This is a genomic window from Streptomyces sp. Je 1-332, from assembly GCF_040730185.1.
Classification (GTDB): domain Bacteria; phylum Actinomycetota; class Actinomycetes; order Streptomycetales; family Streptomycetaceae; genus Streptomyces.
Map to the genome: position 1 here is coordinate 6,182,359 of NZ_CP160402.1, position 26,297 is coordinate 6,208,655.

Below are 26,297 nucleotides of genomic sequence, written 5' to 3' on the forward strand. Positions count from 1 at the left end.
GACGACTATGATCGCGGCATGTCGCCCTACGACCCGTCGGCCTTCCCGCCCTTCGCTGTCACCGTCGATCTGGTCGTGTTGACCGTGCGTCGCCACGCGCTCTGCGCACTCGCCGTACGCAGGGGCGAGTCGCCGTTCCAGGGGCGTTGGGCGCTGCCCGGTGGATTCGTGCGTGACGACGAGGACTTGTCGGCGGCGGCTGCACGGGAGCTGGTCGAGGAGACAGGGCTGTGCGCCCACGATGCGGCCTCCCCGGCCCAGGCGAACGGCGCGCACCTTGAGCAGCTCGCCACGTACGGCGATCCCAAGCGCGATCCGCGGATGCGGGTCGTCAGCGTCGCCCATCTCGCGCTCGCCCCCGACCTCCCCGCGCCGCGGGCCGGCGGTGACGCGAACAGCGCGCGCTGGGCGCCGATCGAGGCGCTGCTCAACCAAGGCGGTTACGGCCGGGAGGGCGAACAGGCGGCGCCGCTCGCCTTCGACCACGCGCAGATCCTGGCGGACGGTGTGGAGCGCGCCCGCTCGAAGATCGAGTACTCCTCGCTGGCGACGGCCTTCTGCCCGCCGGAGTTCACCGTCGGCGAGCTGCGCCGCGTGTATGAGGCCGTATGGGGCGTCGTGCTCGACCCGCGCAACTTCCACCGCAAGGTGACCGGTACGCCGGGCTTCCTCGTCCCTACCGGCGGCACCACAACCCGCCAGGGCGGCCGCCCGGCCCAGCTCTTCCGTGCGGGCGGTGCGACGCTGCTCAACCCGCCCATGCTGCGCCCCGAGGTCTGAGGCCCGCGCGCCACGGGCCGCGGCGCCCACACCCTCCCGCCCGTCGCCTTCAGCCGGGCGCCGTCCACCTGTTGTCTGTCGGCCTGAGTGTTCGATGGACACCCGCGACCCACGCCCTGACCGAAATGCCGGTTATATCGCGTTATCTTGCTGAAGTACCCACGGGGTTCGTCCGTCCCCGACCCGGCGGACGAACCCTGGCCGCCGAGCGGTCGCACATCCTGCGAGAGAAGCGATGATCCAGGCCATCGGACTGACAAGCAATCCCCGCCAGGAGTTGCCGCCCGCCGTCGACGACGTGTCCTTCGAGGCGCGAACAGGCCGTGTCACGGCACTGCTCGGCGCACAGGGCGCCGGCAAGACGACGGCGCTCAGGCTCATGCTCGAAATCCAACAGGGCCGAGGAGTCACCTACTTCAGAGGGCGTCCGCTGCACCGCATCACCCATCCGTCACGCGAGGTGGGTGTCCTTCTGGGTGAGGTCCCGGGCCACCCCGGCCGCACGGTCCGCGGCCAGCTGCGCATGCTGTGCGCGGCCGCCGGTGTGCCCGTCCAGCGCGCCGACGACGTACTCGAAGTCGTCGGGCTCGTCAGCCTTCGGGATCAGCGTCTTGGCACGCTCTCGCGGGGCATGGACCGCCGTCTCGGCCTGGCTTGCGCGCTGCTCGCCGACCCGCACACACTCGTCCTGGACGCGCCCGCCGACGGGCTCTCGGCCCGGGAGGCCGGCTGGCTGCACGGGATTTTGCGCGCGCACGCCGCCCAGGGCGGGACCGTCCTGTTCTCCACGGCCGATCCCAAGGAGGCCGCGCGGACCGCCGACCGCGTCGTCACGCTGGACGAGGGCCGGCTGGTGGCCGACCAGGAAGCCGGGGACTTCGCTCGCACCCGGCTGCGCCCCCGGGTCGCGGTGCGCAGTCCGCACGCGGCTCGGCTCGGGGTGCTGCTGTCCAAGGAGGCCAGGGCCGGCCAGCGCTCCATCGAGGTCGTGCAGGAGGACGGTAACCGGCTCTCGGTGTACGGAAGCAACTGTGCCGACATCGGAGAGACGGCCTTCCGCCACGGGATCCTCGTGCATCAACTCGCCGACGAGATCGGTGATGCGGGGCCTGCGGCTGAGCCTGCCGCGCCGGGCAACGAGCCCGATCCCGAGCCCGCACGCATCCCCGAGCCCGCGCCCGCCCCCGAGCCCGCGCCCACCCCGGAACCAACCGCCGAAGCAGGAATCGAAGCCTCCGACACGGCGACGGCAGAGGCAGAGGTGGAGGCGCCAGCCGACACACACGGCAACGCCGAGACATCAACCGACATCGACGCCGAAACTTCAACCGAGACCGAGACCGAGACCGAGACCGAGACCGAGACCGAGACCGAGGCCACCCCCGCGCCCAAAAACGCAGCCAAGGACCTCGTACCTCTAACCCCCCTCGCCCCCACGGTCCCGGCAGCCGTCTCTCTCACCGCCCTCACCACTGCCCCCGCCCCCACCACCGCCCGCCTCCAGCAGGCCCCGGTGCCGCCGTCCCCCCTGCCGCCCCCCATCTCGGTCCGACATGCCCGTAGCCCCCTGCGCCCTCTGCGCTACGAGCTGCGCCGTGCCGCCGGTGTCAGCACCGGCTACCTCACCACGGCCGTAGTGCTCGCCGTCTCCGCCGTTCTCTGTGTCTTCCTCGCCAGAAGTGGGCACACCGCACAGCCTCACCTGCTGGCCGCCTGGCCCCAGGAACTCCCCCTGCCGCCCGCGGCGCTTGGCGCCGGACTGCTCGGCGCTCTCGCCTTCGGTGAGGAATTCCGTCACCCCGCCCTGGCCGCCGACCGGGGCACCGTCCCCCGCCGCTTGGGGCTGCTCAGCGCCAAGTTGATCGTCTCGGCCGCCACCGCTCTCCTGCTGAGCCTGCTTGTCCTCGTCTCCGACGCCGCGCTCCTCCACCTGGTATACGGCGAGGAGATCGCGAAAGTTCCCGCCGACTGGGCTTCACTCGGCGCGAGTTGGGTCGCGCTGGTGGCGGGTTGCGCCTGGGCGGGGGTGCTCGCCGGCGGAGTCTTCCGGTCCACCACGGCCGGCCTGGCCGCGGTTCTCGCGGTGCCCATCGTCGTCGTACCACTCGTACAGAAGGCCTTGGAGGGACCGTCTGTGCGATCGGCGGCCGGGCTCCCCGGGAGGCTGCGCGACCTCGCGATGGTGCAGTGGCCGTTCGGTGTCGAGCGATATCTGGCCGGCGGCGTCCGGATGGTCGCCCAACCTGTGGGCAGCGCACTGATGTTGTCGCTGACCACGCTGCTCTGCGCATATCTGCTCACAGGGATGCGGAACAGGGTCCGATAGCGACTGTCCTTCGCTTCCGTTTCCGTGCTGCGCACAACTCCCCGGAGAACGCCCATTTCTTTCCGATAAGGCGTCAATTGCGGCGGGGTAAGCGATCACCCTTTCGTGTGCTTTTCACCAAAGACCTCAAGGGACTTGGGGGCCACGCCGACAAAGGTTCCGTGAGTACCCTTGCGCACACCATGATGACCGCCGCCCGCTCCGCAGACTCCGGCCTGGCCGGCCCGGGCGATCTCGACCGCTACCCCTACGCCGAGGCCCCGGGTGCCGACCGCGTCGTCGCGCCCTCGTGGGACAGCGCCGACCAGGACCTCGGCCGCGTCGGACGACGCACCGCCGGCAGCCGCGGCCGTGGGCTGCACGGCCAACTCGTCCAGCAACTCGGCCAGATGATCGTCTCCGGCGACCTGGGAGCCGACCGCCCGCTGGTCCCCGAGGAGATCGGCCAGCGTTTCGAGGTCTCCCGCACCGTCGTCCGGGAGTCGCTGCGCGTCCTCGAGGCCAAGGGCCTGGTCAGCGCCAGGCCCAATGTCGGCACGCGCGTGCGGCCCGTCAGCGACTGGAACCTGCTGGACCCGGACATCATCGAGTGGCGGGCGTTCGGGCCGCAGCGCGACGACCAGCGCCGCGAACTCAGCGAGCTGCGCTGGACGATCGAGCCCCTCGCCGCCCGGCTCGCCGCGGGCCACGGCCGCGAGGAGGTGCAGCAGCGCCTCGCCGACATGGTCGAGATCATGGGCCACGCCCTGAGCCAGGGCGACGGGATCACCTTCTCCCGCGCCGACGCGGAGTTCCACTCGCTGCTCATCCAGCTCGCGAGCAACCGCATGCTGGAGCACCTGTCCGGCATCGTCTCGGCCGCGCTCCAGGTCTCGGGCGGTCCGATCACCGGCTGCGACCGCCCCACCGAGGCGTCCCTGGTGCACCACTCGCGGATCGTCGACGCCCTCGGGGCGGGCGACGGACCCGGTGCCGAGGCCGCCATGCGTCAGCTGCTCACCGTCCACCCGGAGGTGGAGCGCGTCGTGCCCGCCCCTCGCGAGCACTGACGGCCGGGTCTGCGTCCGTACGGCCGGCTCATGCGCCTCGCGGCTCGACCTCATCACTCCGTTGGCGCGGTGGCGTCGCCGGGTCTCTGCGGGTTCCTCGGGGATCCGGCAGAGACCCGGCGACGCGGTCGTTGCTGCCCGGAGGGCCGTCAGAGCTCGGGTCTGGACACCTCTGACCGTATCTGGCCGCTTTTGAGCGCTTACGCGGTGTGACTCGGGCCACGTAGATTGGGCGTAACGCTCCTCGGGGCAGCGCGATGACCTAAGAGGTGATAGCCGAGGAGGGAATACAGCAGTCGTTCGCGACGCTGTGTAGCTCCCCGGCCCCGCCTGCGCCGTCGGCCCATCCCCAGTCGTCGGTCGTCGGTCCTGGTCCACAATGGACGGGGCCGGAAGCCGTTTTCCAACGTTCCGAGAGGTTGTTCGTGTCGGCCAGCACATCCCGTACGCTCCCGCCGGAGATCGCCGAATCCGTCTCTGTCATGGCGCTCATCGAGCGGGGAAAGGCTGATGGGCAGATCGCTGGCGATGACGTGCGTCGTGCCTTCGAAGCTGACCAGATTCCGGCCACTCAGTGGAAGAACGTTCTGCGCAGCCTCAACCAGATCCTCGAGGAAGAGGGTGTGACGCTGATGGTCAGTGCCGCGGAGCCGAAACGCCCCCGCAAGAGCGTCGCAGCAAAGAGCCCGGCCAAGCGCACCGCGACCAAGACGGTCGCGGCCAAGGCGGCCACGGCCAAGCAGGCCACCGCGACCGCCGCCCCCGAGGCGTCGGCCGTGGATGACGCTGCTGAGGACGCGCCCGCGAAGAAGGTCGCTGCCAAGAAGACGACGGCGAAGAAGGCCGTCGCCAAGAAGACCGTCGCCAAGAAGGCGACGGCAAAGAAGAGTGCGTCCAAGCAGGACGACGAGATCCTGGACGACGAAGCCACCGAGGAGACGCCCGCCAAGGGCAAGCCCGGTGAGGGCGAGCCCGCGGAAGAGGGCGCCCAGGGCTTCGTGCTGTCCGACGAGGACGAGGACGACGCCCCGGCCCAGCAGGTCGCCGCGGCCGGTGCCACCGCCGACCCCGTCAAGGACTACCTGAAGCAGATCGGCAAGGTCCCGCTGCTCAACGCCGAGCAGGAGGTCGAGCTCGCCAAGCGCATCGAGGCCGGCCTGTTCGCCGAGGACAAGCTGGCGAACGCCGACAAGCTCGCCCCGAAGCTCAAGCGCGAGCTGGAGATCATCGCCGAGGACGGGCGCCGCGCCAAGAACCACCTCCTGGAGGCCAACCTCCGCCTGGTGGTCTCGCTGGCCAAGCGCTACACCGGTCGCGGCATGCTCTTCCTGGACCTCATCCAGGAGGGCAACCTCGGTCTGATCCGCGCGGTCGAGAAGTTCGACTACACCAAGGGCTACAAGTTCTCCACGTACGCCACCTGGTGGATCCGTCAGGCGATCACCCGCGCCATGGCCGACCAGGCCCGCACCATCCGTATCCCGGTGCACATGGTCGAGGTCATCAACAAGCTCGCGCGCGTGCAGCGCCAGATGCTCCAGGACCTGGGCCGTGAGCCCACCCCGGAGGAGCTGGCCAAGGAACTCGACATGACCCCGGAGAAGGTCATCGAGGTCCAGAAGTACGGCCGTGAGCCGATCTCCCTCCACACCCCCCTGGGTGAGGACGGCGACAGCGAGTTCGGTGACCTCATCGAGGACTCCGAGGCGGTCGTTCCGGCCGACGCGGTCAGCTTCACGCTCCTTCAGGAGCAGCTGCACTCCGTGCTCGACACGCTGTCCGAGCGTGAGGCGGGCGTGGTCTCCATGCGCTTCGGTCTCACGGACGGCCAGCCGAAGACGCTCGACGAGATCGGCAAGGTCTACGGAGTGACGCGTGAGCGCATCCGTCAGATCGAGTCGAAGACGATGTCGAAGCTGCGTCACCCGTCGCGTTCGCAGGTCCTGCGCGACTACCTCGACTAGTCACAGAGCTTCACGACTGGTCAACAGCGCTCCACAAGGAAGACCCGAGGCCTCACGTGAGGCCTCGGGTCTTCCGCTTTCCGATGGGTCCGCTTTTCCGATGGGTCCGCGCCGCCGCGGACGCGCGTGGCGAGGGTGCGCGGTGGGCCGCGCTGGATCACTGTGGGTGTTTCACGGGAACCCAGAGTGAGGAGTTCGCATGCCTCGTCCTTTCGCCCGCACCTTCACGGCGGCGTTGGCCCTTGTCGCCCCGGTGGCGGCGCTGCCGCTGGCCTCGGCTGCCCCCGCGGCGGCCGACAGCATCGTCATCGGGGGGAGTCCGGTCCGGGTGGCCGACAGTCCCTGGGTGGTGGCGCTGTCCAGCCGTGACCGGTTCGGGGGTACGCGCTCTGGGCAGTTCTGCGGAGGCGTGGTGGTCGGGCGTTCGACGGTCCTCACCGCGGCGCACTGTCTGGGAAAGGAAGTCCTGGGAGTACGGCTGAGCGAGATGAGTGACCTGAAGGTGGTCGCCGGCCGGGACGACCTGGGGACGTCGGAGGGCCGTGAGGTCCCGGTGCGCGACGCCTCGGTCAATCCGGAGTACGACAGCTACTCGAACCGCGGCGATGTCGCGGTGCTGTCGCTGGCCAGCCCGCTTCCACAGGGATACGTGATCCCCATGGCCGCTGCGGGCGATCAGGCGTACGAACCCGGCACGCGCGCGACGGTCTACGGGTGGGGTGACACAACGGGATCGGGCGCATACGCGGAGACGCTGCACTCCGCGCATGTGCGGGTATTGCCCGACTCGAAGTGCAAGGAGGCGTACCCGGGCAGTTCTGACGGAACGTACACGTCCGCATCCATGCTGTGTGCGGGGGAACTTGAGGGCGGGCGCGACGCCTGCCAGGGGGACAGCGGCGGACCGCTTGTCGCACGCGGACGGCTGATCGGCCTGGTGTCGTGGGGCAGCGGCTGCGGGCGTGCCGGGAGTCCGGGGGTCTATACGCGGATCTCGGGTGTCGCGCGGCAGATGTCGCTGCGGGGCTGAAACCACGGGAGTTGTCCGCGCGGGGAGTGTGGAGTGCCGCGAGGGGCGGCCGAGGAGGCGCCTGAGTGCCCCTGTGACGCGAGCGGGCGGCCGACCCTGGGGTTGGTAGGGTCGGCCGCCCGTTTACCGGCCTGGTGAGCGCCGGATGGCTCGTCGTGGGTGCGAGGAGTCAGCGATCCTCGTCGTTGGTCTCCGGGACGGCCGTCAGCCGCTCCGTCTCGTCCTGTATCTCAGCGGCGATCTTCTTGAGTTCCGGCTCGAACTTGCGGCCGTGGTGGGCGCAGAAGAGCAGTTCACCGCCGCTCAACAGGACGACGCGCAGGTATGCCTGGGCGCCGCAGCGGTCGCAGCGATCAGCGGCCGTCAGGGGGCTCGCGGGGGTCAGAACAGTAGTCACGTCGCCTCTTCTCTAGCTCGACGAGCTGTCGTACCAGGGTCAACATCCAACCAGGCCGAAAACGTTCCCGCTCGTGGCTTTTCCTCGAAGTTTTTTCCGAGGCGGCTGTCTGCTGCCGGTTGGCGGCGAATGTGCCGTATTACGTCTTTTACGTGTCGTACGGTTTCGCGCTGTCTGTCAGGTCGGTCGTCCGCCGGCTGGGTTGCCGGTTGTTCATGAGGACGTGCCCGGAGCCTAAATGGTTCATGCCTGGAAGGGAACGTGACGTGCGCTTCACTCCATCGAAGGATCGAACAAGCGTGCGGTGCTGGACTAGGGTGAGTTTATGGCGAGGGTGGCGTTACAACGGCTCTACCAGGCCTCGGTACCCTCTGAGCGGCAACCGAAGCCGGGGCCTTACCCCAAGGGGCCCCTTTTGAAATTCAGCGAGGAGCGAACCGCGTGACCGCCGAGACGTCCGTGCCGTCCACAGCATTGCTGACCGGAGCAGACCGGGACGGTTCCAACTACACCGCGCGGCACCTGCTCGTCCTGGAGGGGCTCGAAGCCGTTCGTAAGCGTCCGGGCATGTACATCGGGTCGACGGACAGCCGTGGCCTGCTGCACTGCCTCTGGGAGATCATCGACAACTCCGTCGATGAGGCCCTGGGCGGCTACTGCGACCACATCGAAGTCATCCTCCACGACGACGCCTCCGTAGAGGTCCGGGACAACGGCCGAGGCATCCCGGTGGATGTCGAGCCCAAGACCGGCCTCTCCGGAGTCGAGGTCGTCATGACGAAGCTCCACGCGGGCGGAAAGTTCGGCGGTGGCGCCTACGCCGCCTCCGGCGGTCTGCACGGTGTGGGTGCCTCCGTGGTGAACGCCCTGTCCGCGCGCCTCGACGTGGAGGTGGACCTCCACGGGCACACCCATGCGATCAGCTTCCGTCGTGGCGTCCCCGGGGCCTTCGCCAAGCCAGGCCCCGACGCCGACTTCGACTCGTCGGCCAAGCTGCGCAAGGCCAAGAAGATCCCCAAGACGCGCACCGGCACGCGCGTGCGCTACTGGGCCGACCGCCAGATCTTCCTCAAGGACGCCAAGCTCAATCTGGAGACGCTGCACCAGCGTGCCCGCCAGACCGCGTTCCTGGTGCCGGGCCTGACCATCGTCGTGCGGGACGAGTACGGCCTCGGCGAGGGCGGTACCAAGGGCGAGGAGTCCTTCCGCTTCGACGGCGGCATCAGCGAGTTCTGCGAGTACCTGGCCCAGGACAAGGCCGTCTGTGACGTCCTCCGCTTCACTGGGCAGGGCACCTTCAAGGAGACCGTCCCGGTTCTCGACGACCACGGGCAGATGACTCCCACCGAGGTCACCCGTGAACTCGCCGTGGACGTCGCGCTGCGCTGGGGCACGGGCTACGACACGACGATGAGGTCCTTCGTCAACATCATCGCCACCCCCAAGGGCGGCACCCACATGACGGGCTTCGAGCGCTCGCTCACCAAGACGATGAACGAGGTGCTGCGCAGCCAGAAGGTGCTGCGCGTCGCCGAGGACGACATCGTCAAGGACGACGCCCTGGAGGGCCTCACAGCGGTCGTCACGGTCCGTCTCGCCGAGCCTCAGTTCGAGGGCCAGACCAAGGAGGTGCTCGGCACCTCGGCGGCCAACCGCATCGTGGCCAACGTCATCGCCAAGGAGCTCAAGGCGTTCCTGACGTCCACCAAGCGTGACGCCAAGGCGCAGGCGCGCGCCGTGATGGAGAAGGCCGTCGCCGCGGCCCGCACGCGCATCGCGGCCCGGCAGCACAAGGACGCCCAGCGCCGGAAGACGGCCCTGGAGTCCTCATCGCTGCCCGCGAAGCTCGCTGACTGCCGCAGTGACGACGTGGATCGCAGCGAGCTCTTCATCGTCGAGGGAGACTCGGCGCTCGGCACCGCCAAGCTGGCACGGAACTCCGAGTTCCAGGCACTCCTGCCGATCCGCGGCAAGATTCTCAACGTTCAGAAGGCGTCCGTGTCGGACATGCTGAAGAACGCCGAGTGCGGAGCGATCATCCAGGTCATAGGGGCAGGGTCGGGCCGGACCTTCGACATCGACGCGGCGCGCTACGGGAAGATCATTCTTCTCGTCGACGCCGATGTCGACGGCGCGCACATCCGGATTCTGCTGCTCACGCTCTTCCAGCGGTACATGCGCCCGATGGTGGAGGCGGGCCGGGTCTTCGCGGCCGTGCCGCCGCTGCACCGGATCGAGCTGGTGCAGCCGAAGAAGGGCCAGGACAAGTACGTCTACACGTACTCGGACAACGAGCTGCGCGAGACGCTTCTCGAGTACCAGCGCAAGGGGATCCGCTTCAAGGACTCCATCCAGCGCTACAAGGGCCTCGGCGAGATGGACGCCGATCAGCTCGCGGAGACCACCATGGACCCGCGCTACCGCACCTTGCGGCGGGTGAACATCGGCGACCTGGAAGCCGCCGAGCAGGTCTTCGATCTCCTGATGGGCAACGACGTGGCGCCCCGCAAGGAGTTCATCACGAGCTCCGCGGCGACGCTGGACCGTTCACGCATCGACGCGTAGCGCCCGTGCGGCGCCGGGTGAGGGGGCTTTCCCGAGCTCCTTCACCTGATGGGGTGAAGAGCGGGGAGAGAAGAGTCAGGGATCTCCCCGTTCTGCCCATCCTTGGGCACGCGGCCGAACAAGGCTGCGGACAAGGAGAGTTCGGTGGAGAAGCACGACGGGCGCGATGCGGGGCAGGCGCGGACCGGTGATCCGAGGGATCCCTGGTACGACGCGCTTGCGTCCGGCTGGGGCGAGTTGGACGGCACGGGTGCGCCGGCGCCCGTGGCAGCGCCCCGAGCCGCGCCGGAGCGGATCGCGAGCGCGGCCGACATCTATCTGGAGGTCCAGCGCAGCGCTGCCTTCCAGGAGGTGCGCGGCCGGTATCGGCGTTTCGTCGTCCCCGGGGTGGCTGTCTTCCTCACCTGGTACCTCGCGTATGTCGTGACGGCGACGACCGCACCGGGACTGATGGCGCGGCCCGTCGCAGGCTCCGTGAACGTCGCGATGCTCGCCGGCCTCGGGCAGTTCCTCACGACCTTCTTGCTGACCTGGGCGTACGCCCGGCACGCCCGGCTGAGGAGGGATCACGCGGCGCTCGATCTGCGCTGGTCCGTCTTCGAGCAAAAGCGGGAGCAGGACCAAAAGCGGGAGCGGGAGCAGAAGCGGGATCGGGACCAGAAGCGGGAGCAGGAGCCGGCCCGGGGGAGCGAGCGATGACCGGGGACCACCAGACGCTCGCGCTGCTGTTGTTCGGCGTGTTCGTGGCCGTCACGCTCGCCATCACGACGTGGGTGAGCCGCAACCGACACGGCTCGGCCGAGGAGTTCTACGCGGGCGGACGCCTCTTCTCGCCCATGGAGAATGGATTCGCCATCGCGGGCGACTACATGTCGGCCGCCTCCTTCCTCGGCATCTCCGGACTGATCGCCCTCTTCGGGTACGACGGGCTGCTCTACTCGGTGGGCTTCCTCGTCGCCTGGCTCGTCGTGCTGTTCCTGGTGGCCGAACTGGTGCGCAACTGCGGGCGGTTCACGCTCGCCGATGTCGTCGCCGCCCGGATGAGGGAGCGACCCGTGCGCATCGCGGCGGGAACTTCTTCGGTGACCGTGTCCGTTCTCTACCTGGTGGCGCAGATGGTGGGGGCGGGCTCACTGGTGGCGCTGCTACTCGGCGGGACGAGCGGGGCGGCGCAGGCCTGGACGGTGATCGGTGTCGGCGCGCTCATGGTCATCTATGTGTCGATGGGAGGGATGCGGGCCACCACCTGGATCCAGATCGTCAAGGCGGTCCTGCTGATGTGCGGCGCGATCGCGCTGACCGTGCTCGTTCTGGTGCGTTTCCACGGCGACTTCGACCAGTTGCTGCGGACCGCGGCCGACCGCAGCGGACACGGCAGCCAGTTCCTCGCCCCGGGCTTGAAGTACGGCGGTGACTGGACCTCGCGCCTGGACTTCATCAGCCTCGGGCTCGCGCTCGTCCTCGGCACGGCCGGGCTTCCACACATCCTCTCCCGCTTCTACACGGTGCCGACCGCGCGAGCCGCCCGCCGCTCCGTCGTCTGGTCCATCGGTCTCATCGGCAGCTTCTATCTGATGACGATCGTGCTCGGATTCGGTGCCGCCGCGATCGTGGGCTCCGATGCCGTGCGGGGGTCGAATGCCGCGGGCAACACGGCAGTTCCGCTGCTCGCCCTCGATCTGGGAGGCGGTGCGGACTCCACTGGCGGAACGGTTCTCTTCGCGATCGTCGCCGCGATCGCCTTCGCCACGATCCTCGCCGTCGTCGCCGGGATCACGCTCGCCTCCTCGGCGTCCGTGGCCCACGACCTGTACGCGTCGCTGCGGCGCAAGCACGCGAAGCCGCGCAGCGAGGTGGCGGTGGCGCGCCTCGCGGCTGCCGGGATCGGGGTGGTCGCGATCGCCCTGGGGCTGCTCGCCCGCGATCTCAACGTGGCGTTTCTGGTCGGTCTCGCCTTCGCGGTCGCCGCGTCCGCGAATCTGCCCGTGCTGCTCTACTCGCTGTTCTGGCGGAACTTCACCACGCGGGGAGCTGTCTGGTCGGTCTACGGCGGCCTGCTGCCCTCCCTGGTGCTCGTGATGCTGTCACCGGTGGTCTCCGGAGGGCCGAACTCCCTCTTCCCGGAGGTGGACTTCCAGTACTTTCCGCTGGAGAACCCCGGGCTCGTCTCCATCCCGCTGGGCTTCCTCGCCGGATGGCTCGGCACCGTCACATCACCGGAGCCCGCGGACGAGGCCAAACACGCGGAGACCGAGGTGCGGTCGCTCACCGGGGCGGGAGCGGCGTAACTGCCCTCCACGGCTACGGTCAGGCCAGGCCCACGGCCACGGCTAGGACGCGCTCGACGCCCACTCGTAACGGTGCTCCGGGCGGCCCGTGTCGCCGTACTTGAGGCTGAGCCGGACCCGGCCCGAGCGCTCCAGGAGCTTCAGATAGCGCTGGGCCGTCTGGCGGCTCAGCCGGGTGCGGTCGGCCAACTCCTGGGCGGACAGCGGCCCTTCCGCGCCCATCAAGGCCCGGCGGACCAGCTCGGCCGTGGTGGGGGAGTGCCCTTTGGGCAGCTCGGGCGCGGGAGTTGCCGAAAGGGCGCCGAAGATGCGGTCGACCTCGGCCTGCTCAGCCTCGCCCCCGCCGTCCAGCGTGCGGCGCAAGGTGGCGTACGCGTCGAGCTTGGCGCGCAGTCCCGCGTAGGAGAACGGCTTGACCAGGTACTGCAGGGCCCCGTGGCGCATCGCGGCCTGGACGGTTGCGACGTCACGCGCGGCGGTCACCATGATCACGTCCGTCTGGTGGCCCCGCTCACGCAACGTACGGACCACGGCGAGACCCGTCTCGTCCGGCAGATAGTGGTCGAGAAGCACCAGGTCGACGGGGAGCTCCTCGACGAACCGCAGCGCCTCCGCGGCGCTGTGGGCCTTCGCGGCCACCCGGAAGCCGGGGACCTTCGCCACGTAGGCGGCGTTGACGTCCGCGACCCGGACGTCGTCGTCCACGACGAGCACCTCGATCATCGTGTCTCCTCCGTGGGCGTGGTGGCCAGTTCATCCGTGGGAGCCAGCTCGGGCTGAGTGAGTGCTTCGGGCAGGACGACCGTGAACTCGGCGCCCCCTTCGGGGGAGGCGTCGGCCCGGACGCTGCCTCCCTGCCGCTCGGCGAGCCTGCGGACCAGGGCGAGCCCGATGCCACGCTTGCCGTGCGCCGGCGGTTCCTTGGTGGACCATCCCTCGGTGAAGATCGTCTCGCGTTGCTCGGGCGGTACGCCAGGGCCCGTGTCGCTCACCCGCAGGACGACGGCGCGTCCCTCGGTGCGCACATCGACCTCCACGCGCGCGTGGAGAGTGCCCGCCGCGGCGTCGAGCGCGTTGTCGACCAGATTGCCGAGGATGGTGACCAGGCCGCCCGGATCGATCAGCCGGTCGGGCAGCGCGGTGTCGTGCGGAACGGCGAGGACGACCCCGCGCTCCGCGGCGACCGTGGCCTTGCCCACCAGGAGCGCGGCAAGCAGTGGATCGCCGATCTTCTCCGTGATCTGCTCGGCGGTCACGCGGTGTGCACCCGCCACCTCGCCGACGAACTCCGCCGCCTCCTCGTACATCTCGAGTTCCAGGAGGCCGAGCAGTGTGTGCATGCGGTTGGCGTGTTCGTGGTCCTGGGCGCGCAGGGCGTCTATCAGGCCGCGGGTGGAGTCCAGCTCGCGGCCCAGTTGCTCCAGTTCGGTGCGGTCACGCAGGGTGGCGACGGCGCCCCCGTCGTCCGTGGGCATGCGGTTGGCGACCAGGACGCGCTGCCCGCGAACCGTCAGGAGGTCGGTGCCGGTGACCCGTCCGGCGAGCACGTCGGTCGTACGTCCCGGGCCGAGCGCGGTGTCGAGCGGTTGCCCGATGGCCTCCGCTCCGAGGCCGAGGAGGCGCTGGGCCTCGTCGTTGAGGAGGCGGACACGCCCGGCACGGTCCAGGGCCACCACGCCTTCGCGGATGCTGTGCAGCATGGCCTCGCGCTCCGCAAGAAGCGCCGAGATATCGGAGAAGGCCAGGTCACGGGTCTGCCGTTGCACCCTGCGTGAGATCAGATAGGCGGCGAGGGCGCCCACCGCGAGGGCTCCGCCGGCGTAGGCGAAGAGACCGGGGATGGCGTGGATCAGCCGGGCGCGGACACTGTCGTACTCGATGCCCACGGAGACGGCGCCCACGAGATCCCCGTCGAGGTCCCGCAGCGGCACCTTGCCGCGGGCCGAGCGGCCCAGGGTGCCGTCGTCGATCTCCATGACCTCGTCCCCGGCGAGTGCCTCGCTGGGGTCGGTCGAGACGACCTGGCCGATCGCGTCGCGGTCGGTGTGGGACCAGCGCACGCCGTCCTTGTTCATGATCACGACGTACTCGGCGCCGCTGGCGCGCCGGATCCGTTCGGCTTCCGTCTGCACGGGCCCGTCGACGGTCGGCTTCGAGGAACGCAGGTCGTCGGCGATCTGTGGCTGGGCGGCCGTGGTCTGCGCGATGGCGAGCGCGCGGCGCATCGCCTGGTCGTCCAGCTGATCGCCGAGCGGCGCGAGGAAGAGCCCCGTGGCGAGCACGGCGACTCCGGCGGCGATCGCCAGCTGCATCAGCAGGACCTGCGAGAAGACGCGCCGCGGCAGGCCGAGGCGGAGTCGTCGGGCAGGGGAGGTCGGGCTCATGTGTACGAACGGTACGGCGAGCGCGGGGCTACTCCGAAGTCACTGTGGCGGGGATCTCCTGTGCGGCCCCGTACGCGAGCGGCCGCACCGCCACGACATCCATGCGGGCCGGGGACGCCAGGGCCGCGCCGCAGCTCTCGGGCCGCGGCGGGGCCGAGGCCCCCTGCGCGACCGTCACGCGCCAGCGCCGTCCGTCGGTGTGGGCCACCGTCACGTCCCAGCGCGGGCCCCTGCCGTCCTGCGGGCCCCTGCCGTCCTGCGGGCCCGAGTCGTCGCGCGGGGCCGTCTCGTGCGCCTGGACGACGCTCAGGGTGCCTGCGACGGCCTCTCCCGCCGCAGTGCGCACCGCGAGCTCGGCGGCCTGGCCCGGGCGGTCCCACGCGGAACTCCCCCGGCAGCCTTCCGTGACCACGCGGCCCGTCCGCACCCCCTCGAGGATCTCCTTGACGGCGGCCTGATCGGAGCGGCCGTACGCATAGCCGTACGGCAGGACGAGCAGCGTGGGGGAGAAGCGGTGGCCACCCAGATGAGTGACTTCCCAGGCGCCTTGTTCACCGGATGTGGCGAGCTCGGCTGCGAGCGGCCTGCCCAGGAGCGCGCAGCAGCGGTCCCGCTTGCCGTTCGTGCAGACCAGGGCGAGCGGGGCGCCCGTGTGCGGGGTGCCGAATCCGCCGTGGTCGCCCGCGCCGAGAGCCGCGAAGTCGAGGTCGAGCAACTCCTGAGGCCGGTCCGTGACGTGGCCGCGCAGCCAGGTATTGCCGGGCACGGTGTGGGCCACATACACCCTCCGGCGTGCCGGGGGGTGGCTGTCGGCGTGGCGGCCGGGACGGCGGATGAGCGCGATGCGTACGCCCGTTCCCTCGGCGGTGGCCTCCAGGGCTCGGCCGACCTCTGGATCAAGGTGGCTCGAAGTAAGCGCCTTTGCGCCCCACGGACCCGGTTGTTCAAGGAGCAGCCAGGTCCTCGCGGTGGCCGCGGTCCCCGCGAGAGACTCGTCCAGATCCCGCGAAGCGGTGGCGCACGTACTCACAGAGGCGAGCCTAACCCGCGTCGGGTCCGGGAAGATTCAACCGGCGTCGGGCGCGGGGATCGGCTGGGGCGGACGCAGTCCGACGTACTGCCCGCTGGGGCGCATGCGCAGCGGGCGCTCCTCGTACTCCTCCAAGGCGTGCGCGATCCAGCCGGCCGTGCGCGCCACGGCGAAGATCGTCTCGCCCGCCTCGGCGGGCATCCCGGACGAGGCGGTCAGGACGGCAAGGGCCAGGTCGACGTTGGCGTGCAGATCCGTGTGACGGGCCGTGGTGGCCACCACGTCGCGGGCCGCCGCCAGAGCGGGGCCTGCCTTGGGGATCACCTCCAGGAGGGCGAACAGGGCCTCAGCTCGCGGGTCGTCGCCGGGGTAGAGCCGGTGGCCGAGGCCCGGGACGCGGCGGCCCGCGCGGAGTTCGTCGGCCACTACGGGGGCGGCGCTGCCCCGGTCGAGTACGTCAAGGAGCATGCGGTGCGCGAGGCCGCTCGCCGCGCCGTGCAGGGGGCCTTCCAGGACGCCGAGGCCTGCCGACACCGCCGCGTACGGGTGGGCGCGGGCGGAGGCGGCGACGCGGACGGCGAGTGTCGACGCGGCGAGGTCGTGGTCGACGAGCAGGGCGAGCGCGGTGTCCAGGGCGTGCAGGGAGGCGTCGTGGGGCTGGTGGCCGCTGAGCCGTGCCCAGAGCTGATGGGCAAGGGGGCCGTCGTCCCGGTGGGCGCGGCCGACCGGGGGCAGCGCCGCCACGAGGGTGGGGATGAGGGTGCGTGCGGTGCCGATGACGGCTTCTTCGGAGAGATCGAAGCGGAGAGGGTCGGCTGCCGCGGCCGAGATGGCGGCCACCCTCAGGCGGTCGGTCGGGCCGCTGTGGTCGGGCAGCGCGTTGACGGCGCGGCGTGCGGCGCCCGCGGACTCCTCGGGGGCGGTGAAGCGGATTCCGGGGCGCATGACGCCGGTCCACAGCCACTCGGCGACCTCTTCGTAGGAGTGCGCCAGGGACAGGTCCGTCGCGTCCACGCCGCGGTAGTAGTAGCGGTCCTTGTCGATGAGCGTGATGCGGGTGCGGACGGAGAGTTCGCCGCTCGCGGAGGTGGCTGCGGGTTCCCGGCGGTTCTTGCGGGCGAGCGACGCGACCTCCTTGGCGTCGAAGGTGCTGCCTCGGGAGCCGGGGCCGCGGCGGCTGCTGAGCTGGCCGCGGCTCACGTAGGCGTACACGGTCTCCGGCTTGACGCCGAGCAGTTCGGCGGCTTCCCGGGTGCTGAGGCGTCGGCCTTCTCCCGGGGTGGCGGCCGGGGCGCCCTCTTGATCCGTCATGGGCATCACCGTATCCATTGCGCTGGATGTTGATTCAATCAATATTGACAGAAAATGAGTCAAGCATGGACAGTCGAATCAAGTCCAGGGAGGAAGTCGAGGAAGAACATGCCGATCAATGGCTCCACCACCAACCCCACCGCCCCCGTGGAGGTTCCCCGCGGGCTGGCGGGCGTCGTCGTGACCGAGACCCGGCTCGGCGACGTCAGGGGATACGAGGGCTTCTACCACTACCGCCAGTACTCGGCCGTCGAACTCGCGCAGACCCGCGGCTTCGAGGACGTCTGGCACCTGATGTTCCACGGTGAACTGCCGGATGCCGGGCAGCGAGCCGCCTTCGCGGCGCAGACCGCGGCCTTGCGCCGGCTGCCCGACGAGGTGCGTGCCGCGCTGCCCGCCATAGCCCGCGCCAGCGCCCTGTCGGGACCGCTCTCCGGGCTGCGTACGGCCCTGTCGCTCTTCGGTGCGGCCAAGGGCTTCCGCCCGGTGTACGACATCGACGGTGACCGGCGCCGAGCTGACGCGCTCGCCGCGTCCGCTGTCGTGCCGACCCTGCTCACGGCGCTGTACCGGCTCGGTCAGGGGCTCGACCCCGTGGAGCCCCGCGACGACCTTTCGTACGCGGCCAACTACCTCTACATGCTGACGGGTTCGGAGCCGGACGCGGACCGTGCGCGGGCAATCGAGCAGTACTTGATCTCAACCATTGATCATGGGTTCAACGCGTCGACGTTCACGGCGAGGGTGATCACCTCGACGGGCGCGGATGTCGCGGCCTGCCTGGTGGGCGCCGTGGGTGCCCTCTCGGGCCCGCTGCACGGCGGGGCGCCGAGCCGCGCCCTCGACACTCTGGATGCCATCGGCAGCCCCGATCGCATCGACGGCTGGATCCGCGAACGGGTGCTCGCGGGGGACCGCATCATGGGCTTCGGCCACCCCGTGTACCGCACGGAGGACCCGCGTTCGCGCATGCTGCGGGGCATCGCGCAACAATTCGGCGGACCGATGGTGGAGTTCGCCGTCGAGACCGAGCGTCAGGTCGAGACGATCCTCGCCGAACTCAAGCCCGGCCGCGAGCTGCACACCAACGTGGAGTTCTACGCGGGCGTGGTCATGGAACTGTGCGGCCTGCCACGCGAGATGTTCACGCCTACGTTCGCCGCGGCGAGGGTGGTGGGATGGGGGGCCAACATCCTGGAACAGGCGGAGGACTCGAAAATCATCCGGCCTGCGGCGCGGTACGTGGGGCCGGCTGCGCCGGAGGAGGTTCCGGCGCTCGGCTGAGCGTGCTTCCGAAGAGGGTGCGTGCCTTCCGAGGAGGGGCGTGCCTCTGCGGCCGGGGAGGGCAGCGGTCAGCCACGCACAGGCCGAGAGAGCCGACCGAAGACCGATCAGGCTGACCCGACGTCAACCCGCCCTAGGCGTCGGGGATTTCTTCCTTGGCGCGGACCAGCGTCTCCCGGCTCACGATCACAATGCGTTCGTAGTCCGCTCGCGAGGCGTCGGGCGGAAGTTCCTTCTCGAGCGTCGCTGTTGCTTCTGTGCCGATGACAGCGAAGTTTCCGTCGCTGAGTTCGAATACATCCGGGCACGACTGTCCTGAGGCGCTGCCCCGCTGCTGCGGAGAGGCACCGATGCGGCGCACGATCTTCAACGGGGTAGTCCTCTAGAGCGTTTGCGGGCGCGCGTCCCGGGGTAGGACGCGCGCGCCTACCCTAGGGACTGGTGATGCCCGAAACAAGCTGGGTCAACACGGCGTGTGGCGTCACCGGAATGACCAACTCCCGTTATTCGCATGGGGGTTCGCCGACCACCCACCATTCATCTGTATCCGCTTCCTCCAGATCCCGGATCAGCTTGTCGACCATTCGGCCCAGGCGGGCTTCGTCGGAAGCGTCCAGCAGGCTGGCCCTGTGGGGCTGAGTCGCCTTCCAGTAACTGCGGAAGATGGGGTTCTGGCAGATCAGGCGCAGGTGTCCGTGCACCTCTTCCCAGGTGAAGTTGCCGACGCGCCAGAACAGCAGTGCGTTGGTGTACACGGCGTTGGCGAACAGGTACTGACGGAGGGTCCGGGTATCGAGTGTCACGTCGAAGGTGTCCAGGACGGCCGCCAGGTCAGGGTCGTCCATCGCCTTGCTGAGCATGTCGAACTGCAGTCGCTGCTGCGCTATCAAGGTGGCGTTGTGCTGGTGCTCGGACTGTTCGGTGCACGCGGTACGCAGCCGCAGCGTCCCGTGCTTGCGTTGCTGAGCGGTCAGGGCCGTCAGTGCCCCGACAGCGAGAGCAAGGCCCGCGGTCGCGACGGACCCCAACCTCCGTATCCCAGATTTCTGTGTGGCCATGTCAACCCCCGAATCGGCGACCGTCCGCCGGTCGTCGGATGCGGGTCGACAGGGTGAGGACCGGCGAGCGATGGGCGGCGCGCTTGCCGCCTTCCAGGATGCCGAGCGGCTCTGATCGGCTGGGAGGCGGAGAGGAGGCGCACGGAAGGCAGCTGTGGTCGCGTGTCCCGGCGCCGTGCCAGATGTGTGCCCCGCCTGCGCCGCTAACAATCGTTCACTTCGCGGCGTTTCTACGCGCTCGTATGCTGGGGCGGCATTCAATCGTCGTACGGGAGCCGGTGCTCGCGCCGGTGCACGCGTCAGGGTGAAAGGGGTCGCACGTTGACTCAGCGGAACGTCGGGCAGGTCCCGGTCCTCGTCCTCACCGGCTTCCTCGGTTCCGGCAAGACGACCCTGCTCAATCATCTGCTCCACCGCAGCGGCGGCACCCGGATCGGGGCGATCGTCAATGACTTCGGGGCCATCGAGATCGATGCCATGGCCGTCGCCGGGCAGCTCGGGGACTCCACCGTCTCGCTCGGCAATGGGTGTCTCTGCTGTGCCGTGGACGCCAGTGAGCTCGACGTCTATCTGGAGAAGCTCGCTCAGCCCTCCGCCCGCATCGATCTCATCGTCATCGAGGCCAGCGGGCTCGCCGAGCCGCAGGAGCTCGTGAAGATGGTCCTGGCCAGCGAGAATCCGCACATCGTGTACGGAGGGCTCGTCGAGGTCGTCGACGCCGCCGAGTTCGACTCCACCCGGGAGCGGCATCCCGAGGTCGACCGGCATCTGGGGATCGCGGATCTTGTCGTCGTCAACAAAGTCGACCGCGTCGCCGAGGGCGAGCGGGAACGGGTCATCGGCGTCGTCCGCGGGTTCACCGATCGCGCGGCCGTGGTCGGAGCCTCGTACGGGCGCGTCGATGTCGAGATGCTCCTCGACCGCAAGCCCGTGGGGGAGCGGGTCGGACAGCTTTCGTTTGACGACCTGCACAGTCATCAGCAGGACGAGGGTCACCACGACCACCTGCACTCCGCCTACGAGAGCCTCTCCTTCTCCTCCGAAATGCCCATGAGCCCCCGCCCGTTCATGGCCCTCCTCGACAGTCGGCCCGAAGGGCTCTACCGCATCAAGGGGTACGTCGATTTCGGCGCCGCCGACCCGCGCAACAAGTACGCCGTGCACGCCGTGGGGCGGTTCCTGCGTTTCTACCCCGAGCCGTGGGCCCCGGGGGAGCCCCGGCTCACCCAGCTCGTCCTCATCGGGTCCGGCATCGACGTACCGGCTCTGGAGAAGGAGCTCGAGGCGGCACGTGAGTACGCCCCACAGGGCAGTGCCGATGAGCACAGCATGTGGGGCGTACTGAGGTACGTACAGGAGCCGGAGGGCGACTGACTACGCCGGGCCCGCCACCGCGGCCACCGGCTTCGACAGGGAGACTCCCGAGCCGTCGCGGCGCGGGTCGATCTCCGGCAGTTCCGCCGGCAGGCCGCTGCGCTGGGCCGCGAGCGGCGGCGTCGGGCCCGCCCAAGCGAAGCTCAGGCAGTCCTCGCCCTTGAGGAAGCGCTGGACCCGGACGCCACCCGTGGCGCGGCCCTTGCGGGGGTACTGGTCGAACGGCGTCACCTTGGCCGTCGTCTGCACCGAGTCGTCGAGCGTGCCGCGCGAGCCCGCCACCGTGAAGACCACGGCGTCCACGGCCGGATCCACCGCCACGAAGGAGATGACCTTGACGCCGTCCGCGAGCTTGATGCCCGTCATGCCGCCCGCGGGCCGCCCCTGCGGGCGCACCTGCGATGCCTGGTAACGCAGGAGCTGTGCGTCGTCCGTGATGAACACCAGGTCCTCCTCGCCCGTGCGCAGCTCGGCCGCACCGACGATCCGGTCACCGTCCCTGAGGGTGATGACCTCGAGCTCTTCCTTGTTGGACGGATAGTCCGGCACCACGCGCTTGACCACGCCCTGCGCCGTGCCGAGGGCGAGGCCCGGCGAGGACTCGTCCAGGGTCATCAGGCAGATCAGCTTCTCGTCCGCCTCCAGGGAGAGCAGTTCCGAGACAGGTGCTCCTCCGGAGAGGTTCGGTGCCGCGTGCGTCTCCGGGAGCTGCGGCAGATCCACTACGGAGAGGCGCAAGAGCCGTCCCTCGGACGTCACCGCGCCGACCTCGCCGCGCGCGGTCGCCGGGACGGCGGAGACGATCACGTCGTGCTTGACGCGCTTGGTGTCGCTCTCGGCGAACGGGTCGCCGTTGGCCGTACGGGCGAGGAGGCCCGTCGAGGAGAGGAGCACGCGGCACGGGTCGTCGGCCACCTGAAGCGAGACCGTGGGCGCCGGGGTGCTCGCGGACTCCAGGAGGACCGTGCGCCGGTCCGTGCCGAACTTCTTGGCCACGGCGGCCAGTTCGGACGAGACCAGCTTGCGCAGCTCCGCGTCCGAATCCAGGATGCGGGTCAGCTCCTCGATCTCGGCGTTGAGCTTGTCGCGCTCGGACTCCAGCTCGATGCGGTCGAACTTGGTGAGGCGGCGCAGCGGCGTGTCGAGGATGTACTGCGTCTGGACCTCGCTCAGCGAGAAGCGCTCCATCAGGCGCTCCTTGGCCTGCCCGGAGTTGTCGCTGGAGCGGATGAGGCGGATGACCTCGTCGATGTCCAGGAGAGCGACCAGAAGCCCCTCCACCAGGTGCAGCCTGGCCTGCTTCTTGCCGCGGCGGAACTCGCTGCGGCGGCGCACGACATTGAAGCGGTGGTCGAGATAGACCTCGAGCAGCTCCTTGAGGCCGAGCGTGAGGGGCTGACCGTCCACCAGGGCCACGTTGTTGATGCCGAAGGACTCCTCCATCGGCGTCAGTTTGTACAGCTGCTCCAGGACGGCCTCCGGGACGAAGCCGTTCTTGATCTCGATGACCAGGCGCAGGCCGTGCGAGCGGTCGGTGAGGTCCTTGACGTCGGCGATGCCCTGCAGCTTCTTCGAGCCGACCAGGTCCTTGATCTTCGAGATGACCTTCTCGGGGCCCACGGAGAAGGGCAGTTCGGTCACGACCAGGCCCTTGCGGCGCGCCGTCACGTTCTCCACGGCCACCGTCGCGCGGATCTTGAAGGTGCCGCGCCCTGATTCGTACGCGTCCTTGACCCCGGACAGGCCGACGATCCGGCCACCCGTGGGGAGGTCCGGGCCCGGCACGAAACGCATCAGCGTCTCCAGGTCGGCCCCGGGGTGCTTGATCAGGTGGCGGGCGGCGGCGATGACCTCGCCGAGGTTGTGCGGCGGCATGTTCGTCGCCATGCCGACGGCGATGCCCGAAGCGCCGTTGACCAAAAGGTTCGGATAGGCCGCCGGCAGGGTGACCGGCTCCTGCTCCTGGCCGTCGTAGTTCGACTCGAAGTCGACGGTGTTCTCGTCGATCGACTCCGTCATCAGGGACGTCGCGTCGGCCATCTTGCACTCGGTGTACCGCATGGCGGCCGGCGGGTCGTCGTTGCCGAGCGAGCCGAAGTTGCCGTGGCCGTCCACCAGGGGCAGACGCATGGAGAAGGGCTGGGCCATGCGCACCAGGGCGTCGTAGATCGAGGCGTCGCCGTGCGGGTGCAACTTACCCATGACCTCGCCGACGACGCGGGCGCACTTCACATAGCCGCGGTCGGGGCGCAGGCCCATCTCGTTCATCTGGTAGACGATCCGGCGGTGCACCGGCTTCATGCCGTCGCGGGCGTCCGGCAGGGCGCGCGAGTAGATGACCGAATACGCGTACTCGAGGAAGGAGCCCTGCATCTCGTCGACGACGTCGATGTCGAGGATCTTCTCCTCGAACGACTCGTCGGGCTGCGGGGTCTTCGTGCTGCGGCGGGCCATCGCTGCTGCGGCTCCTTCTCGGTGTCTGCCAGGGCATCAACAAGATCTGACGCCGACCATCAACGGGATCTGACGCCGACCATTGTGGACTGTCCCACTGACAACGCCGACCACGACCCGGACTTCGACCACGACTACGCCGAGCGCGGAGCGGGAACTTCGCCGGTTGTCAGCACGCTTGCATACAGTGGCAGGACTGGCAGAATTTCCAGCTTTTCGCGATCGAAGGGACGTACATGCCCATGGGTCACACGGCCACAGCCGAGGCCGGCTCCGGCGGCCTGACAGCGACCGAGCACCGGCTGGCCAACGGCCTGCGCGTGGTGCTCTCCGAGGACCACCTGACCCCGGTCGCCGCGGTCTGCCTCTGGTACGACGTCGGCTCGCGCCACGAGGTCAAGGGGCGTACGGGCCTCGCGCACCTCTTCGAGCACCTCATGTTCCAGGGCTCGAAGCAGGTGCAGGGCAACGGCCACTTCGAGCTGGTCCAGGGCGCCGGCGGTTCGCTCAACGGCACCACGAGCTTCGAGCGCACCAACTACTTCGAGACGATGCCCACACACCAGCTCGAGCTGGCCCTGTGGCTGGAAGCCGACCGCATGGGCTCGCTGCTCTCCGCGCTCGACGAAGAATCCATGGAGAATCAGCGGGACGTCGTCAAGAACGAGCGCCGCCAGCGCTACGACAACGTCCCGTACGGCACGGCGTTCGAGAAGCTGACCGCCCTCTCGTACCCCGAGGGCCACCCCTACCACCACACCCCGATCGGCTCCATGGCGGACCTGGACGCGGCGACGCTGGAGGACGCGCGGCACTTCTTCCGTACGTACTACGCGCCCAACAACGCGGTCCTTTCGGTCGTCGGCGACATCGACCCGGAGCAGACGCTCGCCTGGGTGGAGAAGTACTTCGGGTCGATCCCCTCGCACGACGGCAAGCAGCCGCCGCGCGACGGCTCGCTGCCCGACATCATCGGCAAGGAGCTGCGCGAGGTCGTCGAGGAAGAGGTCCCGGCCCGCGCCCTGATGGCCGCCTACCGCCTCCCGGAGGACGGCACGCGCGCGTGCGACGCGGCCGACCTGGCGCTCACGGTCCTCGGCAGCGGCGAGTCGTCCCGCCTCTACAACCGCCTCGTGCGCCGCGACCGCACCGCCGTGGCGGCCGGGTTCGGCCTGCTGCGGCTTGCCGGAGCCCCCTCGCTCGGCTGGCTGGACGTGAAGACGTCGGGCGACGTGGAGGTCCCGGTCATCGAGGCCGCCGTCGACGAGGAGCTCGCCCGCTTCGCGGAAGAGGGCCCCACCGACGAGGAGATGGAGCGCGCCCAGGCACAGCTGGAGCGCGAGTGGCTCGACCGCCTCTCCACGGTCTCCGGCCGCGCGGACGAACTCTGCCGGTACGCCGTCCTGTTCGGTGACCCGCAGCTCGCCCTCACCGCCGTCAAGCGCGTCCTGGAGGTCACCGCCGAAGAGGTCAAGGCGGCCGCGGCGGCCCGCCTGCGGCCCGACAACCGCGCGGTGCTCGTGTACGAACCCATCGCCCCCGAGGCCGACGAAGCCACCGACGAGGACGAAGAGGAGGCGGCGAAGTGAGCGAGGCCGCAACGATGCAGTTCCACCCGCAGCCCCAGGCGGGCACCGCACGGCCGTGGGCCTTCCCCGCGCCCGAGCGCGCCACCCTGGACAACGGCCTCACCGTGCTGCGTTGCCACCGCCCCGGCCAGCAGGTCGTCGCCGTGGAGGTCCACCTCGAGGCGCCGCTCGAAGCCGAGCCCGCGGGCCTGGACGGCGTCGCCACGATCATGGCGAGGGCCTTCAACGAAGGCACCGACAAGCACTCCGCCGAGGACTTCGCCGCCGAACTCGACCGCTGCGGCGCCACCATGGACGCGCACGCCGACCACCCCGGCGTCCGGGTCTCCCTCGAAGTCCCGCTCTCGCGCCTCCCGAAGGCGCTCGGCCTGCTCTCCGACGCCCTGCGGGCCCCCGCCTTCGCGGACAGCGAGATCGAACGCCTCGTACGCAACCGCCTGGACGAGATCCCGCACGAGGCAGCGAACCCGGGGCGCCGCGCCGCAAAGGAGCTGTCCCGGCAGCTCTTCCCGGCGACCTCCCGCATGTCGCGCCCCCGCCAGGGCACCGAGGAGACGGTCACGGCCATCGACTCGGCCGCCGTGCGCACCTTCTACGAGAAGCACGTGCGTCCCGCGACGGCGACCGCCGTGATCGTGGGCGACCTGACCGGCGTCGACCTGGACGCCGTTCTCGCCGACACCATCGGCGCCTGGACGGGTGGCACCGCCGAGCCGCGTCCGGTGCCCCCGGTGACCGCGGACGACACCGGACGTGTCGTCATCGTGGACCGCCCGGGAGCCGTCCAGACGCAGTTGCTCATCGGCCGCGTGGGCCCGGACCGGCACGACCGCGTCTGGCCCGCCCAGGTGCTCGGCACGTACTGCCTGGGCGGCACCCTCACCTCACGCCTGGACCGCGTCCTGCGCGAGGAGAAGGGATACACCTACGGCGTACGGTCGTTCGCCCAGGTCCTGCGTTCCGCTCCGGACGGCAGCGGCGCGGCGATGCTCGCCATCAGCGGCTCCGTGGACACCGAGTCCACCGGTCCGGCCCTCGACGACCTGTGGAAGGTCCTGCGCACCCTCGCGGCCGACGGCCTCACGGACGCCGAGCGCGACGTCGCCGTGCAAAATCTGGTGGGCGTGGCCCCGCTCAAGTACGAGATGGCGGCGTCCGTCGCGGCCACCCTCGCCGACCAGGTCGAGCAGCACCTGCCGGACGACTTCCAGGCCCAGCTGTACCGCCAGTTGGCCGAGACCGGCACCGTGGAGGCCACCGCCGCCGTGGTGAGCGCCTTCCCCGTGGACCGTCTGGTGACGGTGCTCGTCGGAGACGCTTCGCAGATCGAGGAGCCCGTCAGGGCGCTCGGTATCGGTGAAGTGAGTGTGGTCACGGGGTGAGCGCGGGGTGCGCGCGGACTGAGTGACAGTCA

At 69.7% G+C, this 26,297-nt stretch carries 20 protein-coding genes and 1 pseudogene; 13 read left to right on the forward strand and 8 right to left on the reverse strand.

The window, feature by feature from the left end; all coding sequences use genetic code 11:
• Window positions 1-18: 18 nt before the first annotated feature.
• The 6 genes and pseudogenes from ABXJ52_RS28000 to ABXJ52_RS28025 all read left to right on the forward strand — a co-directional run.
• Window positions 19-372: pseudogene (locus ABXJ52_RS28000) on the forward strand (NUDIX hydrolase); the annotation flags it as partial.
• A 32-nt stretch (window positions 373-404) separates the two neighbouring features.
• Entirely contained in the window at window positions 405-602 is a 198-nt protein-coding gene (locus ABXJ52_RS28005; protein ID WP_367049324.1) for an LEPR-XLL domain-containing protein, read from the forward strand.
• Window positions 603-1,015: 413 nt separating this feature from the next.
• Window positions 1,016-3,106, forward strand: coding sequence for an ATP-binding cassette domain-containing protein (locus ABXJ52_RS28010; protein WP_367045502.1), 2,091 nt, complete (start codon window positions 1,016-1,018; stop codon window positions 3,104-3,106).
• Between the two features lie 161 nt (window positions 3,107-3,267).
• Complete coding sequence (locus tag ABXJ52_RS28015) at window positions 3,268-4,155, forward strand: FadR/GntR family transcriptional regulator (protein WP_367045504.1); 888 nt, start codon at window positions 3,268-3,270, stop codon at window positions 4,153-4,155.
• Between the two features lie 419 nt (window positions 4,156-4,574).
• Window positions 4,575-6,119: an RNA polymerase sigma factor gene (locus ABXJ52_RS28020; protein WP_367045505.1), complete on the forward strand. Its 1,545-nt coding sequence runs from the start codon at window positions 4,575-4,577 to the stop codon at window positions 6,117-6,119.
• Between the two features lie 199 nt (window positions 6,120-6,318).
• A complete protein-coding gene (locus tag ABXJ52_RS28025; RefSeq protein WP_367045507.1) occupies window positions 6,319-7,149 on the forward strand; it encodes a serine protease in 831 nt (276 codons plus the stop codon).
• A 169-nt stretch (window positions 7,150-7,318) separates the two neighbouring features.
• On the opposite strand, the gene ABXJ52_RS28030 is transcribed toward ABXJ52_RS28025, so the two are convergent.
• A complete protein-coding gene (locus ABXJ52_RS28030; RefSeq protein ID WP_160507629.1) occupies window positions 7,319-7,546 on the reverse strand; it encodes a hypothetical protein in 228 nt (75 codons plus the stop codon).
• A 441-nt stretch (window positions 7,547-7,987) separates the two neighbouring features.
• On the opposite strand from ABXJ52_RS28030, the gene ABXJ52_RS28035 reads away from it, so the two are divergent.
• From ABXJ52_RS28035 to ABXJ52_RS28045, 3 genes are all read left to right on the forward strand, one after another.
• A complete protein-coding gene (locus ABXJ52_RS28035; RefSeq protein WP_367045508.1) occupies window positions 7,988-10,111 on the forward strand; it encodes a DNA topoisomerase IV subunit B in 2,124 nt (707 codons plus the stop codon).
• 144 nt (window positions 10,112-10,255) lie between these two features.
• On the forward strand, window positions 10,256-10,810 hold the full coding sequence (locus tag ABXJ52_RS28040) for a DUF485 domain-containing protein (protein WP_367045509.1): 555 nt from the start codon (window positions 10,256-10,258) through the stop codon (window positions 10,808-10,810).
• On the forward strand, window positions 10,807-12,399 hold the full coding sequence (locus ABXJ52_RS28045; protein ID WP_367045511.1) for a cation acetate symporter: 1,593 nt from the start codon (window positions 10,807-10,809) through the stop codon (window positions 12,397-12,399). The genes ABXJ52_RS28040 and ABXJ52_RS28045 overlap by 4 nt, the downstream gene beginning before the upstream one ends.
• Window positions 12,400-12,441: 42 nt before the next feature.
• On the opposite strand, the gene ABXJ52_RS28050 is transcribed toward ABXJ52_RS28045, so the two are convergent.
• From ABXJ52_RS28050 to ABXJ52_RS28065, 4 genes are read right to left on the reverse strand one after another with little or no spacing between them, the layout of a single operon-like run.
• Window positions 12,442-13,122, reverse strand: a complete 681-nt coding sequence (locus ABXJ52_RS28050) for a response regulator (RefSeq protein WP_367045513.1) — start codon at window positions 13,120-13,122, stop codon at window positions 12,442-12,444.
• Window positions 13,119-14,783 (reverse strand): sensor histidine kinase, encoded by a 1,665-nt coding sequence (locus ABXJ52_RS28055; protein WP_367045514.1) that lies wholly within the window; start codon window positions 14,781-14,783, stop codon window positions 13,119-13,121. The genes ABXJ52_RS28050 and ABXJ52_RS28055 overlap by 4 nt, the downstream gene beginning before the upstream one ends.
• 28 nt (window positions 14,784-14,811) lie before the next feature.
• Complete coding sequence (locus ABXJ52_RS28060) at window positions 14,812-15,813, reverse strand: sucrase ferredoxin (RefSeq protein ID WP_367045515.1); 1,002 nt, start codon at window positions 15,811-15,813, stop codon at window positions 14,812-14,814.
• 36 nt (window positions 15,814-15,849) lie between these two features.
• On the reverse strand, window positions 15,850-17,124 hold the full coding sequence (locus ABXJ52_RS28065) for a citrate synthase family protein (protein WP_367045516.1): 1,275 nt from the start codon (window positions 17,122-17,124) through the stop codon (window positions 15,850-15,852).
• Between the two features lie 108 nt (window positions 17,125-17,232).
• Here ABXJ52_RS28065 and ABXJ52_RS28070 point away from each other — a divergent pair, with 108 nt between their 5' ends.
• Entirely contained in the window at window positions 17,233-18,408 is a 1,176-nt protein-coding gene (locus ABXJ52_RS28070) for a citrate synthase/methylcitrate synthase (RefSeq protein ID WP_367045517.1), read from the forward strand.
• Window positions 18,409-18,541: 133 nt separating this feature from the next.
• On the opposite strand, the gene ABXJ52_RS28075 is transcribed toward ABXJ52_RS28070, so the two are convergent.
• Together ABXJ52_RS28075 and ABXJ52_RS28080 are read right to left on the reverse strand one after the other, a co-directional pair.
• Window positions 18,542-18,778 (reverse strand): hypothetical protein, encoded by a 237-nt coding sequence (locus ABXJ52_RS28075; protein WP_367045518.1) that lies wholly within the window; start codon window positions 18,776-18,778, stop codon window positions 18,542-18,544.
• Between the two features lie 133 nt (window positions 18,779-18,911).
• On the reverse strand, window positions 18,912-19,466 hold the full coding sequence (locus ABXJ52_RS28080; RefSeq protein ID WP_367045519.1) for a DUF6082 family protein: 555 nt from the start codon (window positions 19,464-19,466) through the stop codon (window positions 18,912-18,914).
• 321 nt (window positions 19,467-19,787) lie between these two features.
• Here ABXJ52_RS28080 and ABXJ52_RS28085 point away from each other — a divergent pair, with 321 nt between their 5' ends.
• On the forward strand, window positions 19,788-20,840 hold the full coding sequence (locus ABXJ52_RS28085) for a GTP-binding protein (RefSeq protein ID WP_367045521.1): 1,053 nt from the start codon (window positions 19,788-19,790) through the stop codon (window positions 20,838-20,840).
• Here the strand turns inward: ABXJ52_RS28085 and ABXJ52_RS28090 are convergent, their stop codons facing one another.
• Window positions 20,841-23,294, reverse strand: coding sequence for a DNA topoisomerase IV subunit A (locus ABXJ52_RS28090; RefSeq protein ID WP_367045523.1), 2,454 nt, complete (start codon window positions 23,292-23,294; stop codon window positions 20,841-20,843).
• Window positions 23,295-23,536: 242 nt separating this feature from the next.
• On the opposite strand from ABXJ52_RS28090, the gene ABXJ52_RS28095 reads away from it, so the two are divergent.
• Window positions 23,537-24,883 carry a pitrilysin family protein gene (locus ABXJ52_RS28095; RefSeq protein ID WP_367049326.1) on the forward strand — a complete coding sequence of 449 codons (1,347 nt, stop codon included), beginning with the start codon at window positions 23,537-23,539 and terminating at the stop codon, window positions 24,881-24,883.
• Entirely contained in the window at window positions 24,880-26,265 is a 1,386-nt protein-coding gene (locus ABXJ52_RS28100; protein WP_367045525.1) for a pitrilysin family protein, read from the forward strand. The genes ABXJ52_RS28095 and ABXJ52_RS28100 overlap by 4 nt, the downstream gene beginning before the upstream one ends.
• Window positions 26,266-26,297: the final 32 nt, after the last annotated feature.